Origin of the sequence: Micromonospora sp. NBRC 110037 (genome assembly GCF_001652995.1) — a bacterium.
Classification (GTDB): domain Bacteria; phylum Actinomycetota; class Actinomycetes; order Mycobacteriales; family Micromonosporaceae; genus Micromonospora; species Micromonospora chalcea.
In genome coordinates, this window is record NZ_BBVA01000006.1 from 48,693 (window position 1) to 73,662 (window position 24,970).

29 protein-coding genes and 1 pseudogene are annotated in these 24,970 nt (G+C 72.5%); 15 read left to right on the top strand and 15 right to left on the bottom strand.

Annotated features, from left to right (window positions below; translation table 11 throughout):
* The first annotated feature begins 47 nt into the window (after positions 1–47).
* Entirely contained in the window at positions 48–581 is a 534-nt protein-coding gene (locus A4R25_RS18600; protein WP_197494932.1) for a hypothetical protein, read from the top strand.
* A 77-nt stretch (positions 582–658) separates the two neighbouring features.
* Here the strand turns inward: A4R25_RS18600 and A4R25_RS18605 are convergent, their stop codons facing one another.
* Entirely contained in the window at positions 659–1,354 is a 696-nt protein-coding gene (locus A4R25_RS18605) for an HAD family hydrolase (RefSeq protein WP_064447575.1), read from the bottom strand.
* A gap of 106 nt (positions 1,355–1,460) precedes the next feature.
* Here A4R25_RS18605 and A4R25_RS18610 point away from each other — a divergent pair, with 106 nt between their 5' ends.
* Together A4R25_RS18610 and A4R25_RS18615 are read left to right on the top strand one after the other, a co-directional pair.
* Positions 1,461–2,453, top strand: a complete 993-nt coding sequence (locus tag A4R25_RS18610; RefSeq protein ID WP_064447576.1) for a DMT family transporter — start codon at positions 1,461–1,463, stop codon at positions 2,451–2,453.
* A 66-nt stretch (positions 2,454–2,519) separates the two neighbouring features.
* The gene (locus tag A4R25_RS18615) at positions 2,520–4,655 is read left to right on the top strand and encodes an APC family permease (RefSeq protein WP_231915577.1); all 2,136 of its coding nucleotides are present in this window, start codon (positions 2,520–2,522) and stop codon (positions 4,653–4,655) included.
* A gap of 3 nt (positions 4,656–4,658) precedes the next feature.
* On the opposite strand, the gene A4R25_RS31865 is transcribed toward A4R25_RS18615, so the two are convergent.
* From A4R25_RS31865 to A4R25_RS18630, 3 genes are all read right to left on the bottom strand, one after another.
* Complete coding sequence (locus A4R25_RS31865) at positions 4,659–5,303, bottom strand: hypothetical protein (protein WP_064447578.1); 645 nt, start codon at positions 5,301–5,303, stop codon at positions 4,659–4,661.
* Positions 5,304–5,387: 84 nt separating this feature from the next.
* Positions 5,388–5,675: a hypothetical protein gene (locus tag A4R25_RS18625; protein ID WP_043326906.1), complete on the bottom strand. Its 288-nt coding sequence runs from the start codon at positions 5,673–5,675 to the stop codon at positions 5,388–5,390.
* Positions 5,676–5,717: 42 nt separating this feature from the next.
* On the bottom strand, positions 5,718–6,542 hold the full coding sequence (locus tag A4R25_RS18630; protein ID WP_166455797.1) for an SDR family NAD(P)-dependent oxidoreductase: 825 nt from the start codon (positions 6,540–6,542) through the stop codon (positions 5,718–5,720).
* A 124-nt stretch (positions 6,543–6,666) separates the two neighbouring features.
* Between A4R25_RS18630 and A4R25_RS18635 the strand changes: the two genes are divergently transcribed.
* Entirely contained in the window at positions 6,667–7,623 is a 957-nt protein-coding gene (locus tag A4R25_RS18635; protein ID WP_064447579.1) for a CoA ester lyase, read from the top strand.
* A 44-nt stretch (positions 7,624–7,667) separates the two neighbouring features.
* Here the strand turns inward: A4R25_RS18635 and A4R25_RS18640 are convergent, their stop codons facing one another.
* Positions 7,668–8,219 carry a DUF4190 domain-containing protein gene (locus A4R25_RS18640; protein WP_043326901.1) on the bottom strand — a complete coding sequence of 184 codons (552 nt, stop codon included), beginning with the start codon at positions 8,217–8,219 and terminating at the stop codon, positions 7,668–7,670.
* A gap of 114 nt (positions 8,220–8,333) precedes the next feature.
* Between A4R25_RS18640 and A4R25_RS18645 the strand changes: the two genes are divergently transcribed.
* A complete protein-coding gene (locus A4R25_RS18645; protein ID WP_036342954.1) occupies positions 8,334–9,224 on the top strand; it encodes an SDR family NAD(P)-dependent oxidoreductase in 891 nt (296 codons plus the stop codon).
* A gap of 3 nt (positions 9,225–9,227) precedes the next feature.
* Here A4R25_RS18645 and A4R25_RS18650 read toward each other — a convergent pair whose 3' ends face one another.
* Positions 9,228–9,629: a DUF4190 domain-containing protein gene (locus tag A4R25_RS18650; RefSeq protein WP_043326898.1), complete on the bottom strand. Its 402-nt coding sequence runs from the start codon at positions 9,627–9,629 to the stop codon at positions 9,228–9,230.
* 177 nt (positions 9,630–9,806) lie between these two features.
* Between A4R25_RS18650 and A4R25_RS18655 the strand changes: the two genes are divergently transcribed.
* Entirely contained in the window at positions 9,807–11,003 is a 1,197-nt protein-coding gene (locus A4R25_RS18655; RefSeq protein ID WP_013283885.1) for an acyl-CoA dehydrogenase family protein, read from the top strand.
* A gap of 3 nt (positions 11,004–11,006) precedes the next feature.
* Here the strand turns inward: A4R25_RS18655 and A4R25_RS18660 are convergent, their stop codons facing one another.
* The 6 genes and pseudogenes from A4R25_RS18660 to A4R25_RS18680 form a co-directional block, all read right to left on the bottom strand.
* On the bottom strand, positions 11,007–11,750 hold the full coding sequence (locus tag A4R25_RS18660; protein ID WP_064447580.1) for a hypothetical protein: 744 nt from the start codon (positions 11,748–11,750) through the stop codon (positions 11,007–11,009).
* Between the two features lie 32 nt (positions 11,751–11,782).
* Entirely contained in the window at positions 11,783–12,205 is a 423-nt protein-coding gene (locus A4R25_RS18665; protein WP_064447581.1) for a CoA-binding protein, read from the bottom strand.
* 136 nt (positions 12,206–12,341) lie between these two features.
* A pseudogene (locus A4R25_RS30730) lies at positions 12,342–12,464 on the bottom strand (IS3 family transposase); the annotation flags it as partial.
* A gap of 77 nt (positions 12,465–12,541) precedes the next feature.
* Entirely contained in the window at positions 12,542–13,090 is a 549-nt protein-coding gene (locus tag A4R25_RS18670) for a hypothetical protein (RefSeq protein WP_064447582.1), read from the bottom strand.
* Positions 13,087–14,184 (bottom strand): helix-turn-helix domain-containing protein, encoded by a 1,098-nt coding sequence (locus tag A4R25_RS18675; RefSeq protein ID WP_043330670.1) that lies wholly within the window; start codon positions 14,182–14,184, stop codon positions 13,087–13,089. The genes A4R25_RS18670 and A4R25_RS18675 overlap by 4 nt, the downstream gene beginning before the upstream one ends.
* A 77-nt stretch (positions 14,185–14,261) precedes the next feature.
* Positions 14,262–16,388, bottom strand: a complete 2,127-nt coding sequence (locus A4R25_RS18680; protein ID WP_373888010.1) for an intein-containing Rv2578c family radical SAM protein — start codon at positions 16,386–16,388, stop codon at positions 14,262–14,264.
* Between A4R25_RS18680 and A4R25_RS18685 the strand changes: the two genes are divergently transcribed.
* Positions 16,387–16,806 carry a thiol-disulfide oxidoreductase DCC family protein gene (locus A4R25_RS18685; RefSeq protein WP_043326890.1) on the top strand — a complete coding sequence of 140 codons (420 nt, stop codon included), beginning with the start codon at positions 16,387–16,389 and terminating at the stop codon, positions 16,804–16,806. The two genes, A4R25_RS18680 and A4R25_RS18685, sit on opposite strands and share 2 nt — an antisense overlap.
* Positions 16,807–16,824: 18 nt before the next feature.
* Here the strand turns inward: A4R25_RS18685 and A4R25_RS18690 are convergent, their stop codons facing one another.
* From A4R25_RS18690 to trxA, 3 genes are all read right to left on the bottom strand, one after another.
* Positions 16,825–17,733 carry an HTTM domain-containing protein gene (locus tag A4R25_RS18690; RefSeq protein WP_064447584.1) on the bottom strand — a complete coding sequence of 303 codons (909 nt, stop codon included), beginning with the start codon at positions 17,731–17,733 and terminating at the stop codon, positions 16,825–16,827.
* Positions 17,730–18,170 (bottom strand): hypothetical protein, encoded by a 441-nt coding sequence (locus tag A4R25_RS18695; RefSeq protein WP_064447585.1) that lies wholly within the window; start codon positions 18,168–18,170, stop codon positions 17,730–17,732. Before A4R25_RS18695 ends, A4R25_RS18690 begins: the two co-directional genes overlap by 4 nt.
* A 140-nt stretch (positions 18,171–18,310) precedes the next feature.
* Positions 18,311–18,673, bottom strand: coding sequence for a thioredoxin (gene trxA / locus A4R25_RS18700; protein ID WP_018789069.1), 363 nt, complete (start codon positions 18,671–18,673; stop codon positions 18,311–18,313).
* Between the two features lie 528 nt (positions 18,674–19,201).
* Here trxA and A4R25_RS18705 point away from each other — a divergent pair.
* From A4R25_RS18705 to A4R25_RS18735, 8 genes are all read left to right on the top strand, one after another.
* On the top strand, positions 19,202–19,735 hold the full coding sequence (locus A4R25_RS18705; RefSeq protein WP_338013367.1) for a MaoC family dehydratase: 534 nt from the start codon (positions 19,202–19,204) through the stop codon (positions 19,733–19,735).
* A gap of 95 nt (positions 19,736–19,830) precedes the next feature.
* Positions 19,831–20,322 (top strand): hypothetical protein, encoded by a 492-nt coding sequence (locus tag A4R25_RS18710; RefSeq protein ID WP_043330668.1) that lies wholly within the window; start codon positions 19,831–19,833, stop codon positions 20,320–20,322.
* A gap of 34 nt (positions 20,323–20,356) precedes the next feature.
* Complete coding sequence (locus tag A4R25_RS18715; protein ID WP_043326883.1) at positions 20,357–20,980, top strand: RNA methyltransferase; 624 nt, start codon at positions 20,357–20,359, stop codon at positions 20,978–20,980.
* 99 nt (positions 20,981–21,079) lie between these two features.
* Entirely contained in the window at positions 21,080–21,766 is a 687-nt protein-coding gene (locus A4R25_RS18720) for a TFIIB-type zinc ribbon-containing protein (RefSeq protein ID WP_307189064.1), read from the top strand.
* 117 nt (positions 21,767–21,883) lie between these two features.
* A complete protein-coding gene (locus A4R25_RS31520; protein ID WP_013283898.1) occupies positions 21,884–22,042 on the top strand; it encodes a hypothetical protein in 159 nt (52 codons plus the stop codon).
* Positions 22,043–22,048: 6 nt separating this feature from the next.
* Positions 22,049–22,903, top strand: a complete 855-nt coding sequence (locus A4R25_RS18725) for a PH domain-containing protein (RefSeq protein WP_043326880.1) — start codon at positions 22,049–22,051, stop codon at positions 22,901–22,903.
* Positions 22,904–22,996: 93 nt separating this feature from the next.
* Positions 22,997–23,689, top strand: a complete 693-nt coding sequence (locus A4R25_RS18730) for a SigE family RNA polymerase sigma factor (RefSeq protein ID WP_064447586.1) — start codon at positions 22,997–22,999, stop codon at positions 23,687–23,689.
* 56 nt (positions 23,690–23,745) lie between these two features.
* On the top strand, positions 23,746–24,963 hold the full coding sequence (locus A4R25_RS18735; protein WP_223201248.1) for a hypothetical protein: 1,218 nt from the start codon (positions 23,746–23,748) through the stop codon (positions 24,961–24,963).
* The last annotated feature ends 7 nt before the right edge of the window (positions 24,964–24,970 follow it).

The window sequence follows — 24,970 nt, forward strand, 5'->3', positions numbered from 1 at the left end:
ACACGAACTCCTTGGTCAACCGGCCGGGGCGGGAGGGACGGGCCGGAATGGGGGAGGATGGCGGGGTGAGTGACGAGGTGGACGAGCGGGTGACTCCTCCGCTGGTGGACGAGGCGGTGAAGAAGGCCGCCGTCTGCTGGGTGAGCAGTGGCGGCGGCCCGGCGTACGCGCTGTGGTGCCTCCCGCTGGACGGCACGCTGCTGGTGGTCACCGGCCCCGGTGAGCAGGCCGCCCCCGGGCTGGCCGACAGCGAGACCGCCGAGGTCACGTTGCGCGGCGACCACGGCGGACGGATCGTCACCTGGTCGGCGCGGGTGACCCGGCTGCGACCCGGCACCGAGGAGTGGGACACCGCCGCGCCGCTGGTCGCGGCGAAGCGGCTCAACGCCTCAGGGGCCGCCGCCGAGCTGGTGGAGCGATGGGTGGCGCAGGGATGCGCGCTCAACCGGCTCGCGCCCGTCGGCGCCGTCGTGACCGGCACCGACCTGCCGGACAGCTCGCTGAGTGAGCAGCCCCGGCCGGCCCCCGTGGTGCGGGCCGTCCGCAAGCCGTTCCGCCTGCACCGCGTCCGCCGCCGCTGACCGCGAACCGCCGGGGCGTCAGGCGGCCGCCCGATCCGACCCGGCCACGTCCGACGCCCCGCGTCCGACGGGCCCGGTCAGGCGACGGGGACCGGGTCGAGCAGGCCGAGCACGTCCGTCAGCGAGGTCAGCGACGGCCCGTCGAAGCCGTGGTCGGCGTTGAGGACCACATGGCCGGCCAGATCCGGCGCGGCCAGCCGGACCGCGCTCAGCCCGGCCCGTTCCGCGCCGGTCAGTTCCTGGCTGTCGCCGTCGCCGACGTAGAGGCAGTCGGCCGGCGCCTGGCCGAGCCGGTAACACGCGGCGAGGTAGAGCTCCGGGTCCGGTTTGCAGCGCCCGAGGCGTACCGAGAAGATCTGGGCGTCGAGCAGCGGCGCGACCGGGAGCTGCGGCAGGAACGCCGGCAGCTCGTGCGTGCAGTCGCTGACCAGCCCGGTGCCGACGCCCCGGCGACGCAGCGCGGCCAGCACCGGGACCGCCTCGGCGCGCAGCCGGGTGTCGGCGCGTACGGCAAGGTGCCGGGAGGCGACGGCGGCGCGTACCGCCGCGTCGGACGGGTGGACGCCGAGCCGGGCGCACACCCGGCGCATGGTGGACTCGGCGTCACCGAAGGAGCCGCTGGCCCGTTCGTAGAAGCTGCTGTCCAGCACCTCCATCAGGGCCTCGGGGGAGCAGCCGAGCAGTTCGGCGGTGGCGATGTGGGCGGCTCCACGCCGCGCGCCGTGGGTCAGGGTGCCGAAGAAATCGAACAGCACGGCCTGGAATCTGGGCATGAGGGAACGCCTCCGGACGTCGAGGGGGGAGATCGCCGGGACGCATGATCGTAACGGAGTGCTGACTTTCCGTGTCGGTCGGGTGTTCGTGTGAGGATTACCGCTCGTGCCGACCGTTCCGCATCGCCCGCCGCTCGACGTGTTGACGGTGGGCGCGCTCGCCCTGGCTGTCGCCTCGGTGTCGTCCTCGGCGCCGCTCGTGGCGTTCGCCGCCGCCTCGGCGCTCGCTGTCGCGTTCTGGCGTACCGCGTTGTCGGCTGCGGTCCTCGGGCCGGTGGCGCTGACCCGTCGACGGGCCGAGCTGCGCGCCCTGACGGTCGGGCCGGGCCGGCGTGAGGGCCTCTACTGCGTACTCGCCGGGGTCGCGCTGGCCGCCCACTTCGCCACCTGGATGCCGAGCGCGCAGCTCACCGCGGTCGCGGCCGCCACCGCGCTCGGCGCGACGCAGCCGGTCTGGCAGGGCCTGATCGCCCGCTGGCAGGGGCGGCGGCTGCCGGCGGCGGTGTGGGCCGGCATCGCGGTGGCCGTGCTCGGCGCGGCGCTCGCCACCGGCGCGGACTTCGGCGTCTCGGGCCGGGCGTTCGCCGGTGACCTGCTCGCGGTGGTCGGCGGCCTGTTCGCGGCCGTCTACACCGCCTTCGGTGAGCGGGCCCGGGCCAGCATCAGCACCACCACCTACACCACCGTCTGCTACGGCGTGTGCGCGCTGGTCCTGCTGGTGGTGTGCCTGGTCGGAGGGGTACGCCTGCACGGCTTCGAGGGCACGACCTGGCTGGCGATCCTCGGACTGGTGGCCGGCGCCCAACTGCTCGGCCACTCGATGTTCAACTACGCTCTGCACCGGGTCTCCGCGACCACTGTGAGCGTGCTGATCCTGCTGGAGGCGCCCGGCGCGGCAGTGATCGGCTGGGTGTGGCTGGGCCAGCTGCCCCGGCCGCTGGCCCTGCCCGGCCTGGCGTTGCTGCTGGCCGGCGTGGCGGTGGTGGTGCTCGGCGGGGCGCGGGCCGGTCGCCGTGCCACGCCGGTCGCGGCGCCCGCCGACCCGGACCCGCTGGGCGACGCGGAGCGGGCGCGGCGACCCGGCGACGCGCCCGACTGAGCCGGTCGGGGCGAAGTCGCGCCGTTCCGGCCCCTGGATGGTCCCGTTTGCACGAAAGTGCTCAGGGTGGGGGCGGAGCGGGACGACGCGGCACAGGCGGGCACGGTCGTCACGCCCTCGGCCGAGTTCCCGCCGCTCGGCGACGAGGAACGGGCGGCCCTCGGCCGGATCGGCGAGCGGTGGCGCGGCCCGCGCCGCGCCGACGACCTGCCGGTCGACCCGACGCTGGGCCGGAACGACCACCATCCGGCGCCCACCCGCTTCGGCCGGCTGGCGCCGATCGACATGTTCACCGTGGCGCAGCCGGGGGAACTGGTCGCCACCGGCGCGGCGGACCTGCCCGGCAACCGGGCCGGCCGGTCCGTGGCCCGGGTCCGCCGGACCCTGATCGGTCCGCCGTTGTCCAGCGCGTCGGTGCTCTACGAGCGGATGCGCAAGCTGGTCGCGCTGCCGGTGCTCTCCTCGGATCTGCTCAGCTCCGTCGCGTACGGGCCGGAGGCGATGCTCGCGGTGCTGGTGCTGGCCGGGAGCGCCGCGCTCGGGCTGGCCCTGCCGCTGGCCGCCGTGCTGGTGGTGCTGATGGTCGCGGTCGGCCTGTCCTACCGGCAGACCATCCCGGCCTATCCGCACGGCGCCGGCTCGTACATCGTCGCGGGGGACAACCTCGGGCGTACGCCGGGACTCGCCGCCGCGGCCGGGCTGATGCTCGACTACGTGCTGACCGTGTCGGTGTCGATCGCGGCCGGGGTGCACGCGGTCACGTCGGCGCTGCCCGGCCTCGGCCGGTGGACAGTGCCGCTCGGGGTGCTGGTGATCGCCGTGCTGCTCGCCGGCAACCTGCGCGGCGTACGCACCGCCGGGAACATCTTCGTGCTGCCCACGTACGCGTTCGTGGTGGTGCTGCTCGTGGTGCTGGCGGTCGGGTACGCGAAGGCCGCCTCGCGGGGTTTCGCGCCGCTGCCGCCGCCCTCGGCGCCCGCGGCCGAGGGGCTGGGCCTGCTGCTGGTGCTGCGGGCGTTCTCCTCCGGGGCGGTGTCGATGACCGGCATCGAGGCGGTCTCGAACGCGGTGCCCGCGTTCCGCCCGACGGAGTGGCGCAACGCCCGCACCACGCTGGGCTGGATGGTCGCCATGCTGGTGACGCTGTTCGCCGGCCTGATCGGGCTGATCCACCTCGACGGTCTGGCGCCCCGCGCGGACGAGACGCTGCTGTCCCAGCTCGGCCGGGTCACGTTCCCCAGCGGTCCCGGGTACGCGATCCTGCAGGCCACCACCGCGCTGATCCTGCTGCTCGCGGCGAACACGGCGTTCAACGACTTTCCCCGGCTGCTGTTCTTCATGGCCCGGGACGGGCACGCGCCGCGCCGGTTCCTGCACATGGGCGACCGGCTGGCGTTCAGCAACGGGCTGGTGGCGCTGGCGCTGACCGCGGCGGTGGTGTTCGTCGCGTTCGGCGGGCACACCGAGCGGCTGATCCCGCTCTACGCGGTGGGCGTCTTCCTCGCCTTCACGCTGTCCCAGACCGGCATGGTGGTGCACTGGCGACGCCGCCGGGGGCCGGGCTGGCGTCGCCGGCTAGCGGTCAACGCGGTCGGCGCGACGCTGTCCGGCCTGGTGCTGCTGACCGCGGCGGTAGCCAAGTTCGCCGAGGGCGCCTGGGTGGTGGTGCTCGCGGTGCCGCTGCTGGTGTTGCTGTTCCGCCGGATCCACGGGCACTACGACCGGCTGCACCGCGCGCTGGCGCTGCACTCGCCGCCGTCCGCGCCGCCCGCCGAGTGCGACGAGCTGCCCCAGCAGGTACGCCACCTGGTGGTGGTGCCGGTGGCCCGGCTGAACCGGGCGTCGCTGCGCGCGCTGGCGTACGCGACCTCGCTCGGGCGGCCGACGCTCGCCGTGCACCTCGCTCCGGCGCAGGACGAGGCGGACCGGTTCCGGGACCAGTGGCGGGCCTGGGGCGACCACCTGAAGCTGGAGACGATCGTGTCGCCGTACCGGTCGGTGATCGGCCCGCTGGCGCACTACCTGGAGGCGCTGCACGCCGCGAGCCCGGACCTGACGCTCACCGTGATCGTGCCGGAGGTGGTGCTGCGCCGACGTCGGTACCGGCTGCTGCACAGCCGCGCCGAGCAGCGGCTGCGGACCGCGTTGCGGGCGCTGCCCGGCGTGGTGGTGACGAGCGTCCCGGTGCACGTGTCGCGGTGACGCTCAGAGGTATCCGGCGAAGTGGTCGGCGACCAGCGCTGCGACCGCCTCGGCGTCCCGGTCGAGGTCCACCTCGATCACGCGTACCCCGAGCGCCCGGGCGGCGGCGACCGCGTCGGCGGCGACCAGCTCGTCGCGCGCGATCCGATGACGCCACGCCCGCTCCGGGTCGCTCACGCCGGGATGCCGGGCCATCGCCCGCGGCAGCCGTTCCACCTGGTACGCGCGGAACTCCGGCGTCGGCACCAGCACCACCATCTGCCCTGTCGACTCGACGATCGGGGCAACCAGTTCGGGCCGCAGCCCCCAGCCCTCGGCGACCACCCGGCGACCGCTCATCAGCGCGCTCAGGTCGTCGAGCACCCACTCGAAGCGGCGCGGAAATCCGGCGAGGGTCTCGGCTGCCATCCGCTCCGGGTTCGTCGTCACCCAGGTCGCCTCCGCGTCCGGGCCGTCCGGCGGCTCACCCCGTCGGATCCGGTCGGCGATCCGCCGGTCGTCGTGCCCTCGCGCGTCGTGGCGGTCGTAGAGGTACGCGGTCAGCCCGTACCGCAGTGCCAACGTGACCGCGAGTGTCGTCTTGCCGGCCCACTGCGCGCCGCCGATCCAGAGTGCGCGGCGGGCGGTGGCCAGAGGATCGAAGTCCATGCCCCGACACTGCGCCTCGCCAGCCCCAAGATCAAGTCTTGTTCTCGGCGTCCCCGCGTGATGAAGTGAGGGAGAAGGCGCAGCTCAGACGTCGCGTACCTCCAGCACGCGGGTGGCGGGCGCGGCGTCGCCCAGCTCGGCGCGCAGCGCGACGCGGTCCGGGTCGACCAGGAACGCGTCCAGCCCGGCGCGGGCGGCGAACCGGATCACGTGCACCTCGGTCTCCCCGTCGCCGGTACGCAGCCGCCGTTGCAACTCGCCGCCGTGCCGGCCGAGCAGCGCCAGCACCGCGTCCTCGTACCGCCGCCCGGCGTCCGCGTCGGCGCTCAGGTCGACCAGCGCGACCAGCAGGACCTCGTTTCCCGTCGTCATGGCGTCGAGTGTCCCAGCGGACCGGCGGTCGTGGTGACCCGCTCAGGCGTCGACGCCGACGGCCTTCGCGCTGGCCGTCCAGAGCCGCGCGGCCAGCGCCGGGTCGGCCGCCTTGGGCCGGGGCCGATGCGGCTTGCGGTCGGCGTAGTAGCCGCCGTTCGTCAGCCGGGACGGATCCTGGCAAGCGAGCCAGACCAGCGTCTCGGCACCCTTCTCCGGGCTGCGGAACGGCAGCAGCCGCATGCCGAGCGCCACGATCCGGCTCTCGTTGCCGAAGCGGGTCCGCACCACGCCCGGGTGGAACACGTGCGCGGGCACCTCCGGCCAGCGCCGGGCCGCCTCGGCGGTGAACAGGATGTTCGCCTGCTTGCTGGTGCCGTACGCGCGGAACGGCCGGTACGAGCGCAGCGCGGAGTTGAGGTCGTCGGGGTCGAGCACGCCGCTGCGGTGCGCGTCCGAGCCGGTGACCACCATCCGCCCGATCCGGTCTCGCAGCAGGTTGCTGAGCAGGAACGGGGCGAGGTGGTTGGCCTGCATGCTCAGCTCGAAACCGTCGACCGTGGTGATCGGCTCCAGCACGATCGCGCCGGCGTTGTTGGCGAGCACGTCGATCCGGTCGTAGCGCTCGCGCAGGCGTTCGGCGAGCCCGCGTACGTCGTCGAGCACCGCGAAGTCGGCGCGGAACAGCTCCGGCTGCTCGCCGCAGCACTCGCGGACCCGCTCGCCCGCGGCGCGCAGCCGGGCCGGGTCCCGGCCGACCAGCACCACCTGGTCACCGCGGCGCGCCAGCTCCTCCGCGGCGGCCAGGCCGATGCCGGAGCTCGCCCCGGTCAGCACCACGATCCGACGCTCAGTGAGATCTTCCACAGGTCCATTCACCCCGGTCACGGCACGAGGTTACCGTGGCGTCACCACGCCCTTTGGGATCGTTAAGTTCTCGAAATCCACCGCTGCGCCGGCGCCTGCGCCGGACGCTGGAAGGAGCGCACCCATGACCGCTGTCGGTCGTCCCCGCCGATCCTGCCTGGCGGTGCCCGGCTCCAGCGTCAAGATGCTCGGCAAGGCCCAGGGCCTTCCCGCCGACCAGGTCTTCCTGGACCTGGAGGACGCGGTCGCCCCGCTGGCCAAGCCGGACGCGCGCAAGAACATCGTGGCGACGCTGAACGAGGGCGACTGGGCGGGCAAGACCCGCGTGGTCCGGGTGAACGACCTGACCACGCCGTGGACCTACCGGGACGTCATCGAGGTGGTCGAGGGCGCCGGGGCGAACCTGGACTGCATCATGCTGCCGAAGGTGCAGAACGCCGAGCAGGTGCACTGGCTGGACCTGCTCCTCACCCAGATCGAGAAGACGCTCGGCCTGGAGGTGGGCCGGATCGGCATCGAGGCGCAGATCGAGAACGCGGCCGGGCTGGTGAACGTGGACGCCATCGCCGGCGCCTCGCCCCGGGTCGAGACGATCATCTTCGGCCCGGCCGACTTCATGGCCTCGATCAACATGAAGTCCCTGGTGGTCGGCGCGCTGATCCCGGACTACCCGGGCGACCCGTACCACTACATCCTGATGCGCATCCTGATGGCCGCGCGGATGCACGACAAGCAGGCCATCGACGGCCCGTTCCTGCAGATCCGCGACGTGGACGCGTTCCGCGAGGTGGCGAAGCGCTCGGCGGCGCTGGGCTTCGACGGCAAGTGGGTGCTGCACCCCGGCCAGATCGACGCGGCGAACGAGGTCTACTCGCCGGCGCAGGCCGACTACGACCACGCCGAGCTGATCCTCGACGCCTACGACTACTACACCTCGGAGGCGGGCGGGAAGCTCGGGGCGGTGATGCTCGGCGACGAGATGATCGACGAGGCGTCCCGCAAGATGGCGCTCGTGATCGCCGCCAAGGGCCACGCCGCCGGCATGTCCCGTACGTCCTCGTTCACGCCGCCCTCGGCCTGATCGCGCGTCGGGCCGCCCCCGCGCCCGGGGGCGGCCCGGTGGCGTCAGTAGCTGCTGCTGGCGCTGGACGCGCCGATCGCGATCACGATCATCACGATGTAGAAGATGATGCCGGCGACCAGCAGAGCGGTCAGGATCCAGCCCACGATGATGGCCGCCGTGGCCATGCCCTCGCCCTGCTCACCGGTCTCCCGGATCTGCTTGCGCGCGACGTGGCCCATGATGGCGCCGATCGGCGCGGTGATGCACGAGGCGAAGCCGACGAGCGACAGGACCAGCGCCACGATGGCCATCGTGTTGGTGCGGGCCGGCGGCATCGCGTAGCCGGGATAGGCCCCCGGCGGCGGGTAGGTGCCCGGGGGCGGGTAGCCGGGCATCGCGGCGGCGTACGGGTCGCCGCCGGGTGGGGCGTACGGGGACTTCGCGCCCGCGTACGGGTCGGCGACCGGCGCGTAGGGATCGGCGACCGGCGCGTACGGGTCGGCCGGGCCCGGCTGGTTCGGAATCGCGGGCATGATCGGGTCGGCCGGCGGCGCCGAGTGCGGCCCGGCCGCCGAGGGGTCCTGCCAACCACCGGGCGGTGGGGGATAGCTCATCTGATCATCTCCAGGTACGTGGTCGGCTCAGGGTAGCCACCGGCTCGCGACACGGAGCACCCTCTTTCCGGGCGCGCGTTGCCCGGCGGGTCGGTACCGGGCAGGATCCTCGGCATGGCACTTGACGCGCGTGGGGGTCGGTCGCGACGGGACATGAGCCGGCCGGGGTCGGTGCGGCGCCCGCGTGGCGGCGAGCCGGTCGGCGCCGCCGACTCCGAACGGCCGGCGCCGCTGCCGGAACCGGCCACCATGCGGCTGGACGGCCGGGTCGCGCTGGTCACCGGCGCGGGCAGCGCCGACGGCATCGGGTACGCGACCGCGCGCCGGCTGTCCGACCTGGGCGCCCGGGTCGCGATCGTCTCCACCACCCGGCGCATCCACGAGCGCGCGGGCGAGCTGGGCGTCACCGGCTTCGTCGCCGACCTCACCGACGAGTCGGAGGTGGGCGCGCTCGCCGACGCGGTGGCCGAGCAGCTCGGCGACGTCGAGGTGCTGGTGAACAACGCGGGCCTGGCCAGCCGGGCCAGCCCGGAGGTGCTGCGGCCGGTGGCCCAGCTGACGTACGACGAGTGGCGCGGCGAGATCGACAGGAACCTGACCACCGCGTTCCTGTGCAGCCGGGCGTTCATCGGTGGCATGGCCGAGCGGGGCTGGGGCCGGATCGTCAACCTGGCCGCCACCGCCGGGCCGGTCAACGCGCTGCCCACCGAGGCGGCCTACGCGGCGGCCAAGGCCGGCGTGGTCGGGCTGACCCGGGCGCTGGCGATGGAGATGATCGCCGACGGGGTGACTGTGAACGCGGTGGCGCCGGGCATCATCCACACCGCGGCGTCCACCATGGCCGAGATCAAGCAGGGCCTGGGTACGCCGGTCGGGCGTCCCGGCACGCCGGACGAGGTGGCCGCCGCGATCGCGTTCCTCTGCTCGCCGGCCGCGTCGTACATCACCGGGCAGATGCTCGTGGTCGACGGTGGCAACAGCGTCCGGGAGGCGCAGTTCCGCTGAGCCTCAGTAGGTGCCGTTGTCGGAGTTGGCCCAGATCGCCAGCCCGATCCAGCCGCAGCAGGCCACCAGGCCGATCGCGGTGAAGATGTAGCTGAGGATCAGTCCCCAGGTGGCGAGCTGGTCGCCGTCCTCGCCGGTCTGCCGGATCTGCCGCTTCGCCAGGTGGCCGCAGACGATGCCGGCGGGCGCGAAGACGAACGCGAAGACCAGTGACAGGATGGCGAGCACGTTCGTGCCGCCGGGGCGTGGCCCCGGCCCGGGTGGGCCGTACTGGCCGTAGGGCGGCTGCGGGGCGTACGGGGGCTGCTGGCCCCACTGCGGATGCTGCTGGCCGTACTGCGGCTGCCCGTACGGCTGGCCGTGCGGCGGCGGCTCGTACGGTGAGGGTGGCTGCTCGTCAGTCACGCGCGCCCCTTTTCCCCAGGTGAACGGGCCCTCTCTCTTGCGGACGCTACCCGTAGCGGTGAACCTTTTCACAGCGGTTGTAGGGACTGGTCACCTTGGCTGCGCCGGTCCCGGGGCCGATACTGACCGAGCGTTCAGTTACCCCTGAGTAATGCGCCGACGACCCCGGAGGCTGAGATGGCCCGACTCGCCCAGACGCCCGGACTGACCGACGTGCAGCGGTCGATCCTGGAAACTGTCCGGGAGTTCGCCGACAAAGAGATCATTCCGCACGCGCAGCGGCTGGAGCACGCCGACGAGTACCCGAGCGACATCCTCGACGGCATGCGCGAGATGGGGCTGTTCGGCCTCACCATCGACGAGGAGTACGGCGGGCTGGGCGAGTCCCTGCTGACCTACGCGCTCGTGGTCGAGGAGCTGTCCCGGGGCTGGATGTCGATCTCCGGCATCGTCAACACGCACTTCATCGTGGCGTACCTGATCTCGCAGCACGGCTCCGCCGACCAGAAGGCCCGGCTGCTGCCCCGGATGGCCACCGGCGAGGTGCGCGGCGCCTTCTCGATGTCCGAGCCCGAGTGCGGCTCGGACGTCTCGGCGATCAAGTCGAAGGCCGTCCGCGACGGCGACAACTACGTCCTCAACGGCCAGAAGATGTGGCTGACCAACGGCGCGTACTCGTCGGTGGTGGCCACCCTGGTCAAGACCGACACCGGAGCCGACTCGGTCTACGGCAACATGAGCACCTTCCTGCTGGAGAAGGAGCCCGGCTTCGGTGAGACCGCGCCCGGCCTCACCATCCCCGGCAAGATCGACAAGATGGGCTACAAGGGCGTCGAGACCACCGAGATGGTGCTCGACGGCGTCACCGTGCCCGCCTCCGCCGTGCTCGGCGGCGAGGAGAAGGTCGGCCGTGGCTTCTACCAGATGATGGACGGCATCGAGGTCGGCCGGGTCAACGTCGCGGCCCGCGCCTGCGGCATCTCGATCCGGGCGTTCGAGCTGGCCGTCGCGTACGCCCAGCAGCGCCACACCTTCGGCCAGCCGCTCGCCCGGCACCAGGCCGTCGCGTTCAAGCTCGCCGAGATGGGTACGAAGATCGAGGCCGCGCACGCGCTCATGGTCAACGCGGCCCGGCTCAAGGACGCCGGCCAGCGCAACGACGTCGAGGCCGGCATGGCCAAGCTGCTCGCCTCCGAGTACTGCGCCGAGGTGGTCCAGGAGGCGTTCCGGATCCACGGCGGCTACGGCTACTCCAAGGAGTACGAGATCGAGCGCCTGATGCGCGAGGCGCCGTTCCTGCTGATCGGCGAGGGCACCTCGGAGATCCAGAAGACGATCATCTCGCGCGGCCTGCTCAAGCAGTACAAGCAGTAGCGTTCAGCGTTCCGCCACGCCGGGGGCCGGCTCCGGGGGTGTCACCGGCAACCCCACCGCCAGCGCCTCCGGCGTGGTCCGGAACGCCTCGATCGCGGCGATGAGCCGTTCGTCCGGCACGGCCAGGTCGCGTCCGCCGACCACCGTCCGGGGCAGCCGCTCCGGTTCCAGCCGGAGGTGCACACCGCCGGCGCGCTCGCCGGAGCGCCGGACGCCCCGGATCTCCGACCACGGGTACCAGTCCCCGCCGTACCGGAGCCCGCCGCCGGTCAACGCCAGCCGGCCGGTGAACCGCGTCTCCGCGTAGACCACCCAGCCCAGGCCGAGAGCCACCGCGGCCAGCACCGGCGGTCGCCCCGCCTCGACCTGCGGCCAGCGCTCGGTCAGGACCGAGAAACCGCCGAGGGCCACCACGACACCCGCTGTCACGTCCGCGGTCAGCCCCAGCCATCCCGCCGCCGACCGCCGGGCGACCAGCCCCGGTTCGGCGCCGTGCGGCCCGGCCACCCGGGGCCGCCAGATCAGCCGGCCGGTCCGCCGTGGCCGCCAGTACCGCTGCGCCAGGTGCCCCAGCATCACCAGCCACACCACGCCACGAGCCGCGTCGAGGTGCGACGGATCCAGCGCGAGGAGAACCCGGCCGCTCACCGCGGCCACCGCCGTACCGGCCAGGAGCGCGAACAACCGGCGGGACCACAACCCGTCGCGGTCGGGCACCGCCGCAGCCATCGGGCCGGGACCGGACATGCCCGGAAGGGTACGCGCCGCGTGCCGCGCCGTCAGTCGGCCGTCGGGCCGGAGGTACGGGTCAGTCCGGCGGCGGCCCGCTCCACGATGAGGCACCTGTCCTCGACGTAGTCGAGGCCCGCCTCCTCGGCGATCCGGCGCGCCTCGTCCGAGAAGATGCCGAGCTGCAACCACACCGCCGGGGCGCCGATCGCCACCGCCTGCCGGACCACGTCGACCGCGTCCCGCGCCGGGCGGAACACGTCGACCAGGTCGACCGGGTGCGGGATGTCGGCCAGCGTCGGATACGCCTTCTCGCCGAACAACTCGTCCACAGTCGGGTTGACCGGGATGATCCGCCAGCCGTGCCGCTGCATCTCCAGCGGTACGCGGTGCGCGGCCTTGCCCGGATCGCGGGAGGTGCCCACGACGGCGATCACGGCGGAGTCGGCGAGGATCTGCTGAGCGGAACGCATCCCCCGAGCCTAGCCCCGCCGGCGCGGGTCCTCCCCGCTAGAGGTAATGCTCAGCAGCGTTGTGGGTCTGCACCGGCAGGTGACAGGTGTAGTCACGCGGCCTGACTGGCCGGTGGGTGCATGATGGCCTCGAATTCAACGGGGTCAACCCGGACAGCGACCGCTGGCGTCGGCGGCGGTGATAGGTCCGTTCGATCCAGGTCACGATCGCGATCCGTAGTTGTTGGCGGGTGGCCCATGATCGGCGGTTCAGGACGTTGTTCTACAAGGAGTCCGAAGCCGCCGCGTCGCGCGAGTCGCTACCCTCCCGTTAGGTCAAGAAGCTTTCAGTAGTGACTATAGGAGGTTGTGCTTACGGGCGAAGGCGGGAAACTCAGCTCCCGAGCAGGGCAGACGAGCATCGGTTGCTCTGAGTGCCTCAATGAGGTTCCCCGCAGCCGTAAGGGTTTGTTTGCCGTCCCGGCAGGCCCCCGCGAGAAGCCAGATGGTGCCGTGCACCCGGGCGCCGTGGGCGCGGGCGACCTGCGTCGCGTTCCTGTCGTCCGTGATGGCCACCCCATCCCGCAGTTCGGCGGCAGCGAGGACGGACGCCTCCCCAAGGTCGCGCTCACCCGAGCCGAGCCGCGCGGCCCATTTGGTGAAGCACCGCACCTCATCGAGGGTGTCTAACTGGGCAGTGGTCAGCCAATCCGCCTCGCAAGCGACGGCCAGTTCACGATGATCCGCAGATCCCGCCCGCAACTCCTCCCGAACCACCTGAGTCGTCCAACAATCGGCATCGAGCAGCAGGTCCTGCAAGACGTCCAGCCGGTCAGCGAGAGTGAAGTGGCTGAGAACCATCGTGTCGAGTACAAGGACGGGGTTGGCTTGCGCCGACAGGCTCACGGCGCGATCTCCAGGTCGTCCTCCTGCGGCAGATCCTCGTCGGCGATGTGGCCATGCATCAACTCCAGAGCCCTCGCCCGGGTGATGCGCCTGTTCCGCCACGCGTCCATCACGGCCTGTGCGTAGGCGGGCGGTACCCGCACCGACACAAGGTCGGGCTGCGGCGCCCAGCCCAATGCCTCCATGAACTCCACATGCGTGGGCCGAACCTGGCTCCAGGATCTACGCGTCTCTGCGTCGATGGTCCCTGCCTGCTCAGCCTGCCGCAACGCCAGCAACCAAGAGGTACGGTATCGAGCCGCATAGCTCACGATCTGGTCCCGGCTCACCGTCCCGGGGGCTCCGGCTGCGGCAATCGCTTGCACGGGCAGCAGCAGTTCTGCGGCGAAGGCATCAATCACCGCCTCCCGTTCTGCACGCGAGGCACTCACGCCGAGGTCGGCAGAATACTCATCACCAATGATGAGATGCCCCAACTCGTGTGCAGCGGTAGCCCGACGGCGGCCAGGGTCGCCCGTAGTGCTTACGACAGCAACCGCGATGTCGCCCTCGACGAGCGATGCTCCGTCGCCTGGAAGGTCGGTGACCAGTACCCACTGACCTGCGCGCTCACAGACGTCCATGATGCTGCCGATCGGTGCATCGCCGAGCCCGAACCGCTGTCGCAGCCACCGGGCTGTCTGACGCGCATCATCCTCGGATTCCACTGAGTGCGGGTAGCGAAGCAGCGGACGGGTAAGCAATACGCCAAGATCCAGCAACTGCTGGACGTTGCGCAGCCACTCAACCATGGCGATTTCGAGGCGTTCCGACGATCGTGCTGCCTGAGTGTCCGTTTCCTCGGTCAACGGGGCCGCTCGTCGGGACAACACCGCCGGCGGCGGCTGAATCAAGTACTCCATCGACACTCTTAGTGCCCTGGAAAGCCGAGCCAGCTCCATGCCGTCCAAACGGCGGCTGCCAGCCTCAACCTTGGCCAGCATTGTGCGGTCCAGCCCCACCATCGCCGCGAGATCCTGCTGCGAGATCCCCAGCGACAACCGGGCTCGCCGTACCTGCTCACCGACGAGGGGCCAGACCCAACCATCAGCCATGGTGCGATAATCGCACACTTGGCGCTGGAGTGGGTCAACACACGGAAGTTCAGGGGTCAACCTCAGGGGCATTACCGCTAGAGCAGGGAGAGCTGTTCGGCGGCAGGCGCGGGCGGCGGGGTCTCCGGCAGCCGGCGGTTGTCGCCCGTCTCGCCCCGGTGCAGCCCGTGCCGGCGTGCCGCCATCCGCACCCGCGCTGTCACCTCCCGCTGGTACGCCTGCGGCGCGTACGAGCCGGCCTGGTAGAGCCGCCGGTAGCGGGGCACCAGGTGGGGGAACTCCCGGGCCAGCCAGCGGGCGTACCACTCCCGCGCGCCGGGCCGCAGGTGCAGCGGCAACGGCGTCACACTTGCCGCGACGGTGGCGGCGACGGCCGCGACGGTGGCGTCGATCGACTCCTCGTCGTCGCTGAGGCCCGGCAGGATCGGCGCCATCAGCACACCCACCTCGAAGCCGGCGTCGGCGAGCTGACGGACCGCGTCGAGGCGGCGGCGCGGGCTCGGCGTACCAGGCTCGGCCGCCCGCCAGAGCGCCTCGTCCACGAATCCCACCGAGTACGACACCCCGACCCGGGTCACCTCCGCCGCCTCGCGCAGCAGCGGCAGGTCACGCAGCAGCAGCGTGCCCTTGGTCAGGATCGAGAACGGGTTCGCGAAGTCACGCAGCGCCTCGATGATCGGCGGCATCAGGCGATAGCGGCCCTCGGCCCGCTGGTAACAGTCCACGTTGGTGCCCATGGCGACGTGCGCGCCGCGCCAGCGTGGGGCGGCCAGCTCGCGGCGGACCAGCTCGCCCGCGTTGACCTTGACGATCACCTTGCGGTCGAAGTCGGCGCCCGCGTCCAGGTCGAGGTAGGTGTGCGTATTGCGGGCGAAGCAGTTGTGGCTGACCACGCCGTTGGCGATGAAGTCGCCGGTGCCGGTGGTGATGTCCCACAGCGGAAGCTCCAGGCCGAGATCCTCGACGGTGGTCACCTGGAGGTGCGCCGCGCACTTGAGCGCCATGCCCTCGATCGAGCGCCGGGCGGTGACGGCCGGATCGGTGAGGTGGAAGAAGCGCAGCCGCTCGGGCAGCCCGCCGGTCAGCCGGAGCTGACGCGCTGCGCCCGGCATGCCCGGCACGTCGAGCGCCCACCGGAAGCCGAAACGCTCCAGCGCGCCGGACGTGCGGGCCTGGCTCCCGTCGTCCGCGACGCTGATCCGGAACACGCCCCGGTGGCAGGTGCCGGTGGCGTCGAACATGCCGGCCAGGTAGCCCAGCGACCAGTCGTCTGTCGTCTCGCCCGGCGGGTTCAGCAGGCCGGTGACGACCTCGGCCGGGCCGGACGTGCGTACCACTGTGGTCGTCGGCCGGCGGCCGACCCGGGTGACTGTGGCCCGCTCGACGGTGACCCCCGCGTCGGCCAGGTAGCGTTCGGCCAGCTCCAGCGCCTCCGCCTCGGCGGTGGCCAGCCGGAACCGGGCATCGGCCCGGTCGTCGTCGCGGAGCAGGGCGTGCAGGTAACCCCGGTGGTAGTCGGCCGAGCGCTTCGGCGCCACCGCGAACCGGCCGGTGCCCAGCAGGCGGTTGCGGGTGGTCAGGTGGGGACGGCGGCCGCCGCCCCGCATGCTCCCGGTGACGTGTTTCCAGCCGCGTTCGGTCAGGAACCGGTGGTCGCCGCTGGCGACGAGCGTGGTGCCGTCGGCCAGGGTGACCCGGTAGGCGCGCTTCACAGTGGACCACTTGTCGAGCACCGTGGTGACGACGTAGTGGCGGTAGGCGCCGCGCCGCCGGGTGCCGTAGATCCGGTCGCCGGGCTCCAGTTCGCTGATCGCCCTGGTGCGCCCGTCGGCCATCAGGATCGGCGTGTCCCCGCCCAGGCAGTAGACGCAGGCGTGTGAGCAGCCCCGGTAGGGGTTGATCGTCCACTCGAACGGCACACGCGACTGGCCGGGCACCCGGTTGATGATCGACTTGGCGCGGACCTCGTAGAACGTCATGCCGGCGAAGCCCGGGGTGTCGAAGGTGCGGGCGACGGCGCCGGGCAGCGCCAGCGGCAGGGGTGGAGCCGCCGGCGCCGCCCGATCGGGAGTCCCCTCGTCCGGGGGAGCGGAGAGGTTGTCCCAGCGCATGGAGCTCATTCGAACATGTGTACGAACAAAGCGCAAGTGACGCTGCGGACACCGCGCGCCGCCGTGCCCCGGGGCGGGGCAGGATGGGGGCATGGAGACGTCGACCTTCGTCTACGACGGCGACTGCGCCTTCTGCACCCGGTGCGCGCAGTTCATCGAGCGTCGGATCCCGACCGGCGCCCGGGTGGTCCCGTGGCAGTTCGCCGACCTGGCGGCGCTGGGCCTGACGGAGGCCGAGTGCGAGGAGGCGGTCCAGTGGGTGGGCGCCGACGGCTCCCGCGCCGCCGGGCCGGACGCCATCGCCCGGCTGCTCGGCGACAGCGGCCCGCTCTGGCGGTTCGCCGGGGCCGGACTGCGCCTTCCCCCGGTACGCGCGGCGGCCTGGCCCGCGTACCGCTGGGTGGCCCGCAACCGGCACCGGCTGCCGGGCGGCACGGCCGCGTGCGCGCTGCCGCAGGAGGCCCGGGAACGGCTGTACGGCCCGACCGGACGCCCGGGCCCGACCGCCTGACCGGCCGGGGGGCCGTGGTCAGGCGGTCGCGGTCGAGGACGGGTCGGGGGCCGGTGCCGGCGAGAGGGGCGCCGTCGCGGGCGCCGTCGGCGCGGCGGGCGGCGGACGGCCGAGCAGGCGCCTGACGAACACCACCGGACGGACCTTCTCCAGCGCCAGGAAGCTGGTCATCGCCACCAGGTGCGGCGCGAACGAGATGGTGATCGTCGCGATGGTCACCAGGTGGAACGAGTAGAAGAAGCCGACGGTCATCGTCCGCCACCGCGCCGGCAGCACGAACACCAGCGGGCTGAGCAGCTCGAACGCCAGGATGCCGAACTGCGCCACGATCAGCAGGTGCGGCACCTGCGCGATCAGGTCGGCGAGGTCGGTGCCGCGCCGGATGATCGCGCGGGCCAGCACCGAACCGTTCGCCCAGTCCAGGCCGCCGAAGCGGAACTTGGCCCAGGCGGCGAGGAAGTACGTGCAGATGACCGAGATCTGGGTGACCCGCAGCGCCCAGCCGCCCGCCTCGGTACGGGTCGGGTCGCCGTGCCGGGCGCGGCCGGCGGTGGGCAGCACGGCCAGCGCCACCAGGAGCGCGAAGCGGTCGTGGTCGACCTTGCCGTAGCTCATCGCCACGATCATCCACTCGAAGTACAGCGCGAAGACCGTCCAGCCGAGCAGCCGGTGCGCCCGGCCGGTGGCGGCGAGCAGCGCGGTGACCAGCAGCGCCCAGAACACCACGCCGACCAGGGCGGGGGTGGGGGTGGGCAGCGGGAGCAGCCGGCCGACGAGCAGCGGCTGGTAGAGGTCGCCGGGTACGTCGACCCGGGTGCGTACCCAGGGTGTGAACACCACCAGGTCGGCGGCGACGAAGAGGTAGACCAGGGTGCGGAACGCGGCGATCCGGCCGCGCGGGACCGCCTCGGTCAGCCAGGCGGTCATCCGCCGGTCTCCCAGCGCACGGCCGTCTCGTCGGTCCATCTGCCGGTCGGGCGGCCGCCCTGGATGTCGAACCAGCGGACCACGATGCGCACCTCGACCAGGTCGGGGGCGTCGGGGTGGCGTTCGGCGTACGCGTCGGCGACGGTCCGCAGCAGGCTCGGGTCGGCGGCGTAGCGGTTCTGCTGGCCCTCGATCTCGGCGCGGCGGATGCCGGTGGCGTCCTGGCCGAGCGGGACCACCGCGCCGGTGCGGTCCACGCCCTCGACCCGGGTGTCCGGGGCGGGCGCGTTCGGCGGGTCGGAGGTGGAGTACATCCGGAACGGCCCGAACGGGAAGTCGTCGTCGGTGCCGCGCACGGTGCCCAGGAGCAGCAGCGCCAGGCCGAGCAGGGTGGCGCCCACTCGGACCGCGCGCCCGCGGGCGGTCAAGGTCTCCATCGCATGGTGACGATACGGGAGTGAAGCGGCCGAAAGTGTCCCTCAGTCGGCCATTCCTCACTGTCCGTCCCGGCGGTGCGGCGGGCGTGGAAACGCCGCCGGCCGGCCCCTGGCGGGGTCGGCCGGCGGCGTCGGGTACGTCAGTGGTTGTGCTCGGCCAGCTTCTTGCGGACGTCGTCCATGTCCAGCGCCTGGACCTGCTCGATCAGGTTCTCCAGCGCGGACTCCGGCAGCGCGCCCGGCTGGGCGAACACGATCACGCCGTCACGGATCGCCATGATCGTCGGGATGGAGCTGATGTTGAACTTCGCCGCCAGCTCCTGCTGCGCCTCGGTGTCGACCTTGCCGAAGGCGATGTCCGGGTGCTTCTCCGAGGACCGCTCGTAGACCGGGGCGAAGCGCTTGCACGGGCCGCACCAGTCCGCCCAGAAGTCGAGCAGGACGATCCCGTCCTGGCCGGTCACCTCGTCAAAGTTGGCCGTGGTCAGCTCAACCGTTGCCATTGCTCTCTCCGATCACCGCGGATTGTCGTACGCCCGGTGGAACCAGGGTCAGTCCGTCCGAATTCCCGGCACGGTGGGGGCGAAACGCACAGCGCCCGGACGGTGACCCTGGGCACATCGAACTCTATCTGTGCGGGCCGCTCGTGCGGAACGCAAATGCATGCCGCACTTGCGTGACGGGACGTGATGGGAGCGTTTCCAAGGAGATCACGCACAGTTCTGGCTACGAATCAGTAACTTCGGGCTTGACGAGCATCTATCCAGCCTGCGGAGATCGCTTACCGACAGTGCGTCGGTGACTTTCCGTAGTGTTACGAAAAGGTAAATGTGACCTCCGTCTCTGTTGATGTGGTGCGCCGTACGGCAGAATTCTTCGCATCAGAGCGTGGGCGGCGGGTGCCGGGGAGGGCCCCGCCGCTCATTGCGTCCGGACCTCGGTGGCCCCCGGTGTGACATTTCCGCCGCGCGAGCGCCCCGCACCTCGCCTTAACAAGCGATAAGGCATGCTGTGCCGAACTCCATCGCCGCCTGTCGAAGGGGACAAGGATGCAGTTCGGCCGCTACTACGAGGAGTTCGAGGTCGGCGCGGTCTACCGGCACTGGCCGGGCAAGACGGTCACCGAGTACGACGACCACCTCTTCTGCCTGCTCACCATGAACCACCACCCGCTGCACATGGACGCGCACTACGCCGAGTCCGCCTCGCAGTTCAAGCGCAACGTGGTGGTCGGCAACTACATCTACTCGCTGCTGCTCGGCATGTCCGTGCCGGACGTCAGCGGCAAGGCGATCGCCAACCTGGAGATCGAGTCGCTGCGGCACGTCGCGCCGACGTTCCACGGCGACACCATCTACGGCGAGACGACGGTCCTGGACAAGCGGGAGTCGGCCTCCAAGCCCGACCGGGGCGTGGTCGCCGTCGAGACCCGCGGCTACAACCAGGACGGCACGCTGGTCTGCGTGTTCCGCCGCAAGGTCATGGTCCCCAAGAAGGAGTATGCGGCCGCCGCCGTCCCGGACGGCGTCGACCCGGAGCGTCCCAGCTTCCCCGAGCCGCGCTGACCCGCGTCCGTCCGGCTCACCGGGCCTCGTTCTCCGTTCGGCGGGGACGGGGCCCGGATCTCGTCCGGAGGCATATGCTCGGGCTGGAGGTGCCCATGAGCCACTCCGAAGCCGTAGAGCCGCCTTCCGCCGGTCGCCGCGCCGCGCCGCTCACCACCGCCGCGTACTCCGCGACGGAGTGGGACCTGCTCACCGACCTGCCCGGCCGCGTGCTGGTCGCCGCCGCGGCGCCCGGGCCCGGGCGTCCGCCGCGCGGTGTCGCCGCCGGCCTCGCCGGTCTGGACGCGGTGGCCGCCGGACGCGCCTTCGACAGCGATCTCGTCCGCGCCGTGGTGGCCGCCATCTACGCCCGCCACGACGGCGCAACCGAGCGGGACGAGCGCCTGACCGACCTGGTCGACCTGCTGGCCGCCGCCCGGGCCGCGGTACGGGTGCTGCGCCGCCGCGCCGATCCGGCCGACTCGGCGGCGTACCGGCAGTGGGTGGAGTCGGTCGCCGCCCGCGTGTGCCGCGCCGGGCAGACCACGCCGAGTCCCGCCGACCGGCGTTTCCTCGACCGGCTGGGCGGCGCGCTCGACCTGCGCTGACGCGCGGCGCCGCCGGGCCGTACCCTCGGCAACCGTGACCGACGACCAGCTCGACGTGGGTGTGGGGCCGTGGCCCGGTGACCCGCCGGACGACCCGCGCTACGACCCGGAGTTGCTCGTCGCCGGTGACCGGCGCAACGTGGTGGACCGGTACCGCTACTGGCGGCGCGAGGCGGTCGTGGCCGATCTGGACCGGCGGCGGCACGAGTTCCACGTGGCGATCGAGAACTGGCAGCACGACTTCAACATCGGGACCGTCGTCCGCAACGCCAACGCCTTCCTCGCCGCCGAGGTGCACATCGTCGGGCGGCGGCGGTGGAACCGCCGGGGCGCCATGGTGACCGACCGCTACCAGCACGTCCGGCACCATCCGACGATCGAGGAGTTCGTCGCCTGGGCGCGGGACGAGAGCCTGCCGGTGGTCGGGATCGACAACCTGCCCGGCTCACGGCCGATGGAGACCGCCGTGCTGCCGCGCCGCTGCGTGCTCCTCTTCGGTCAGGAGGGGCCCGGCCTGTCCCCGGTGGCGCGGTCGGCCTGCGACGCGCTCTTCTCGATCGCCCAGTACGGCTCGACCCGGTCCATCAATGCGGGCGTGGCCAGCGGCATCGCCATGCACGCCTGGATCCGGTCGTACGCCGGGCCGCCGCCGGACTGACGCCGCGGTTCCACCACCGGACGGAAATCCCACGCCGGTCGGCCCGCCCCGCTTGACGCCCCGCCGTGCGGGGGCGACGGTGAGGGTGTGACTGTCGCGGTGAGTTGTCCGAGATGCGCCGGGCCGGTACGCGAGCCGGACCTGATGCACGCCGAGCACCGGTGCCTGCGCTGCGGCCCGGTCGCGCCGCTGCACGTGCCCGAGCGCATCAACGACGAGATCATGGCCAGCGTGGTCGAGCGGATGGCTGCCGACCCCGACCCGACCGGCCGGCTCCGGATGCCGCTGTGGTGCCCGTGGCCGCTCCCACCGGGTTGGACGCTCACCGGCGTGGCCTGGGCGGGCGACGAACGCGCTGGAGTCCGGGCCACGCTGGTCGCCTGCGCCGGACCGGCCCCGCTGGACGGTGGACCGGCCGACCTGATCTTCGTCGCCGAGGAACCCGGCATCGGTCTCGGTTCCCGCTTCGCGGGACTGCCCGGCCCCGATCCCGGTCCCCAGGTGGAGGAGGCGTTGACCGATCCCGGCCCTGGTCATCCCGAGCGGCTGCCGCACGCGAAGATCCGCGTGGGCGGCCATCCGACTCCACTGTGGCTCGTACGCTCCGAAACGGATCGAAGCGCGTACGCCGGCGAGGCTCGGGGAATGTGGCTCCATGCGATAGCCTGGCCGGCGAGTGCGGGTCACCTCCTCGCGGAAGAAGTCGTGCTGCACGACCTCACCGAGTGGACACCGCCCGAACTCGTGTACGGCGCACCGTCTCCGTACCTGCACGGACGGGCCTGACCGCCCGCACCGGTGAGTCGGAGAGCGGACGCAGATATTCACGGTAAGACACCATGCTGATACTCTGGGTGCCGCTGCGGTAAACGGACCCGGCGCCGCGCGAGAGGATGGCCCGCTATGGTCAAGAAGGTCCTCACCTGGGCCGGCATCGCATTCTTGATCTTCTTCGTTGCGTACCGGCCCAACTCCGCCGCCGACGTCTTCAAGTCTCTCGGCGGCGGCATCATGGACATCGCGCAGGGCTTCGGCGACTTCTTCACCAACCTCGTCGCCTAGCCGCCCATGGGAAGCCCCTCCGGTCCACCCTTCGACCCGGACGACCCCGACCGGGCACGCCGGGAGCGCGACACCGAGCCGATCCCCCGGATCGACCCGGACGAGCCGCCCAGCGCCTACGGCCCCGGCCCGTACGCGGACGCGGACGACGCCGGCTACGGCAGCGCGTACACCGGTGAGGGGCGGTCCGGCCGGGCCTGGGCACGGGATCCGGACGGCTTCCCGGACCAGCCGATCTCCGAGGAGGAGCTGGCCGGGCTGCGGTCCGACGCCACCGGCATGGCACCCCGCCGGGTGCTGCCGTTGGAGGACGAGCCCAGCTCGCTCGTGGCGCGTTACCTCTTCCCCACCGAGCGCTACCGGGGCGAGTGGAAGCGCCACTGGATCCACCTCACCACCCCGATCATCGTCGGCGTGGCGGCCACGTTCGTGCTCGGCTACCTCTCCGGCTTCCTCGCCGGGCGGGACGTCGGCGCGCTGACCACCGTCGCCGTGCTGCTCTGGTTCGGCGTGATGGGCTGGGTCGCCTGGAAGGTCGCCGACTGGTGGTACGACCGGTTCATCCTCACCAACAAGCGGGTGATGGTGGTCAACGGGATCATCACCCGCCAGGTCGCGATGATGCCGCTCACCCGGGTCACCGACATGAAGTACGAGCAGAGCCCGACCGGCCGCGCGCTCAACTACGGCACGTTCGTGCTGGAGTCCGCCGGCCAGGAACAGGCACTCCGGGTGATCAAGAACTTGCCCAACCCGAACGAGCTCTACCTGCGCGTGGTCGAGGAGATGTACGAGCCGCAGGCGGTCGAGGCACGGCTTGGCAAGGAGGCCGACGAGGCGAAGGCCGACGACGGAGCTTGAAAGTTTTCGTCCGAACATCGGATGAACTGCACACCTTCCGCCATCGACCTGACCGACCGGGCCGTGGCATCCTGCCAGGCAGGACGGGGGGAGATGAGCGTGGTGAGCAGAGATCCGCTGGAGGAGGAGTTCCGCGAATTCGTCGCGGCCCGGTCCGGCGCGCTGCTGCGCACCGCCTACCTGCTCGCCGGTGACTGGGCCACCGCCGAGGACCTGCTTCAGACCGCGCTCACGAAGACCTACCTGGCCTGGAAGCGGCTCGGCGGGATCGAGGCCATCGAGCCGTACGCCCGCCGGGTCCTGGTCAACACGTCCACCAGCTGGTGGCGGCGCCGCTGGCACGGCGAGCGCCCCACCGAGGTGCTGCCGGAGCACGCCGGCGTCGACGAGATCGAGCAGCAACTCGACCGGGACGCGCTCTGGCGGCACCTGCAGGCGCTGCCCGCCCGGCAGCGGGCCGTACTGGTGCTGCGCTTCTACGAGGACATGTCCGAGGCGCAGACCGCCGCGCTGCTGGAGATCTCCCCGGGCACCGTCAAGAGCCAGACCTCCCGGGCGCTCAACACGCTGCGTCGCCGCCTGGGCTCCGAGGCGGCCCTGAGCCTGCCCGAGCCCGCCTCTCCGCCGCCCGCCCCGGCCGGCCGGCCGGGGCCGCCCGCGCGCGGAAACGAGCAGTCCGTGCCCCGGACCCCGGCGCCGCGACCCGCAGCCCGGGTGCCGCGGCCGGTACCGCCACCGGCGGCCCCGGTCCGCCCCGCCGTTCCGATCCCGGCGGAGAGCCGATGACCGGCATCCGGCACGACTGTGACAACCGGACCGGTGGCCCGGAGCGTCCATTGGCCGTGAGCGACGACGAGCTGGAGCGGGCGCTGCGGGAGACGCTGTCCCGCCGCGTCGCCACGTCCCGGCCGCTACCAGTCGACCCGGCCGGAGAGGTGCTGCGCCGGGCGCGCCGCACCGGCCGGCGGCGTACGCTCACCGGCCTGGCCCTGGCCGGCGTCGCCACCGTGTTCGTCACCACCGGCGTGGCCCAGTTTAGCGCCTCCGGCGGCGACGGCGGCACCCCCACAGTCGTGCTCGGCGACCCGCCCGGGCTCACCCCGTCCCCGCTGGCCTCGGGGCCCCCGATCACCCGCTTCGGGCCGGTCCGCGCCGAACTCGACCTGCTCGTCGGCGACCGGCTGGACACCAGCGGCGGCGAACGGCGGCAGCTGACCGGGGTCAGCGGCGTCGAACGGGCGCAGCGCGTCCACGACCGCGAGGGCTGGCTGATGACCTCGGCCGCCACCGCCGCCGGTCGTACCCTCTGGTGGGTTCCGGCCAACGGCACCGCGCCGCAGGTCATGCTCGCCGCCGCGGAGGCGGTCGCGATCTCCCCGGACGGGCGGCAGGTCGCCTGGCGGGACGGCCCCGAGGTGATCGCCGCCGGGGTGGTCGCCGGGCAGCTCATCGCGCCGGTCCGGACCCCCGCGCCCGACGGCGCCGTGCCGGTCGGGTTCGCCGGCGACGCCGTGCTGATCCAGCAGCCCGGCGAGGGCGGGGTGAGCGTCTGGGAACGCGCGCTCGGTGGGCAGCCGGCGCCGGCGAACCCGGACGTGCGCGCCGTCTACGGCACCCGGCCCGACGGCCGCCTGGTCGGCCTGATCACCGCCGACCGGCCCGGGCAGCACTGCCTGGCCCTGCTCGACCCGGCCCGCGACCTCGCGCCGGTGCGTACCGGATGCGGGGTGAAGCTGGCCGCCGACGGACTCGGCGGGGTGTCCGCCGACGGCCGGTGGCTGCTCGCGAACGGCAACGCCCGCTCCGCCCTGCTGGTCGACCTGGCCGACCCGGGCGCCTCCCCGGCCGCGCACCCGGCCGGCCCGGTGCTGGCCGGCGACGTGGCCTGGACCCACGCGGGCGTGGCGCTGCACGTGGACGCGACCGGCGGGCTGGTCCGGGTCAAGCCGGAGCGGGTGCTGGCCGGGGACCGGCCCACGGCGTCGCCTGTCGAAGGGCTGGCGCCGGGGGACCGGCCGGTGGTGGTGGCCGACGTCCCCGCCGCTCCGGAAGGCGCGTAGCGTCGGG

Coding starts and splice junctions, on each gene's coding strand:
- A4R25_RS18600 (WP_197494932.1), top strand. CDS start 48: ATGGGGGAGGATGGCGGGGTGAGTGACGAGGTGGACGAGCGGGTGACT.
- A4R25_RS18605 (WP_064447575.1), bottom strand. CDS start 1,354: ATGCCCAGATTCCAGGCCGTGCTGTTCGATTTCTTCGGCACCCTGACC.
- A4R25_RS31865 (WP_064447578.1), bottom strand. CDS start 5,303: ATGGACTTCGATCCTCTGGCCACCGCCCGCCGCGCACTCTGGATCGGC.
- A4R25_RS18625 (WP_043326906.1), bottom strand. CDS start 5,675: ATGACGACGGGAAACGAGGTCCTGCTGGTCGCGCTGGTCGACCTGAGC.
- A4R25_RS18635 (WP_064447579.1), top strand. CDS start 6,667: ATGACCGCTGTCGGTCGTCCCCGCCGATCCTGCCTGGCGGTGCCCGGC.
- A4R25_RS18640 (WP_043326901.1), bottom strand. CDS start 8,219: ATGAGCTATCCCCCACCGCCCGGTGGTTGGCAGGACCCCTCGGCGGCC.
- A4R25_RS18645 (WP_036342954.1), top strand. CDS start 8,334: ATGGCACTTGACGCGCGTGGGGGTCGGTCGCGACGGGACATGAGCCGG.
- A4R25_RS18655 (WP_013283885.1), top strand. CDS start 9,807: ATGGCCCGACTCGCCCAGACGCCCGGACTGACCGACGTGCAGCGGTCG.
- A4R25_RS18660 (WP_064447580.1), bottom strand. CDS start 11,750: ATGTCCGGTCCCGGCCCGATGGCTGCGGCGGTGCCCGACCGCGACGGG.
- A4R25_RS18665 (WP_064447581.1), bottom strand. CDS start 12,205: ATGCGTTCCGCTCAGCAGATCCTCGCCGACTCCGCCGTGATCGCCGTC.
- A4R25_RS18675 (WP_043330670.1), bottom strand. CDS start 14,184: ATGGCTGATGGTTGGGTCTGGCCCCTCGTCGGTGAGCAGGTACGGCGA.
- A4R25_RS18685 (WP_043326890.1), top strand. CDS start 16,387: ATGGAGACGTCGACCTTCGTCTACGACGGCGACTGCGCCTTCTGCACC.
- A4R25_RS18680 (WP_373888010.1), bottom strand. CDS start 16,388: ATGCCCCCATCCTGCCCCGCCCCGGGGCACGGCGGCGCGCGGTGTCCG.
- A4R25_RS18690 (WP_064447584.1), bottom strand. CDS start 17,733: ATGACCGCCTGGCTGACCGAGGCGGTCCCGCGCGGCCGGATCGCCGCG.
- A4R25_RS18695 (WP_064447585.1), bottom strand. CDS start 18,170: ATGGAGACCTTGACCGCCCGCGGGCGCGCGGTCCGAGTGGGCGCCACC.
- trxA (WP_018789069.1), bottom strand. CDS start 18,673: ATGGCAACGGTTGAGCTGACCACGGCCAACTTTGACGAGGTGACCGGC.
- A4R25_RS18710 (WP_043330668.1), top strand. CDS start 19,831: ATGAGCCACTCCGAAGCCGTAGAGCCGCCTTCCGCCGGTCGCCGCGCC.
- A4R25_RS31520 (WP_013283898.1), top strand. CDS start 21,884: ATGGTCAAGAAGGTCCTCACCTGGGCCGGCATCGCATTCTTGATCTTC.
- A4R25_RS18725 (WP_043326880.1), top strand. CDS start 22,049: ATGGGAAGCCCCTCCGGTCCACCCTTCGACCCGGACGACCCCGACCGG.
- A4R25_RS18730 (WP_064447586.1), top strand. CDS start 22,997: ATGAGCGTGGTGAGCAGAGATCCGCTGGAGGAGGAGTTCCGCGAATTC.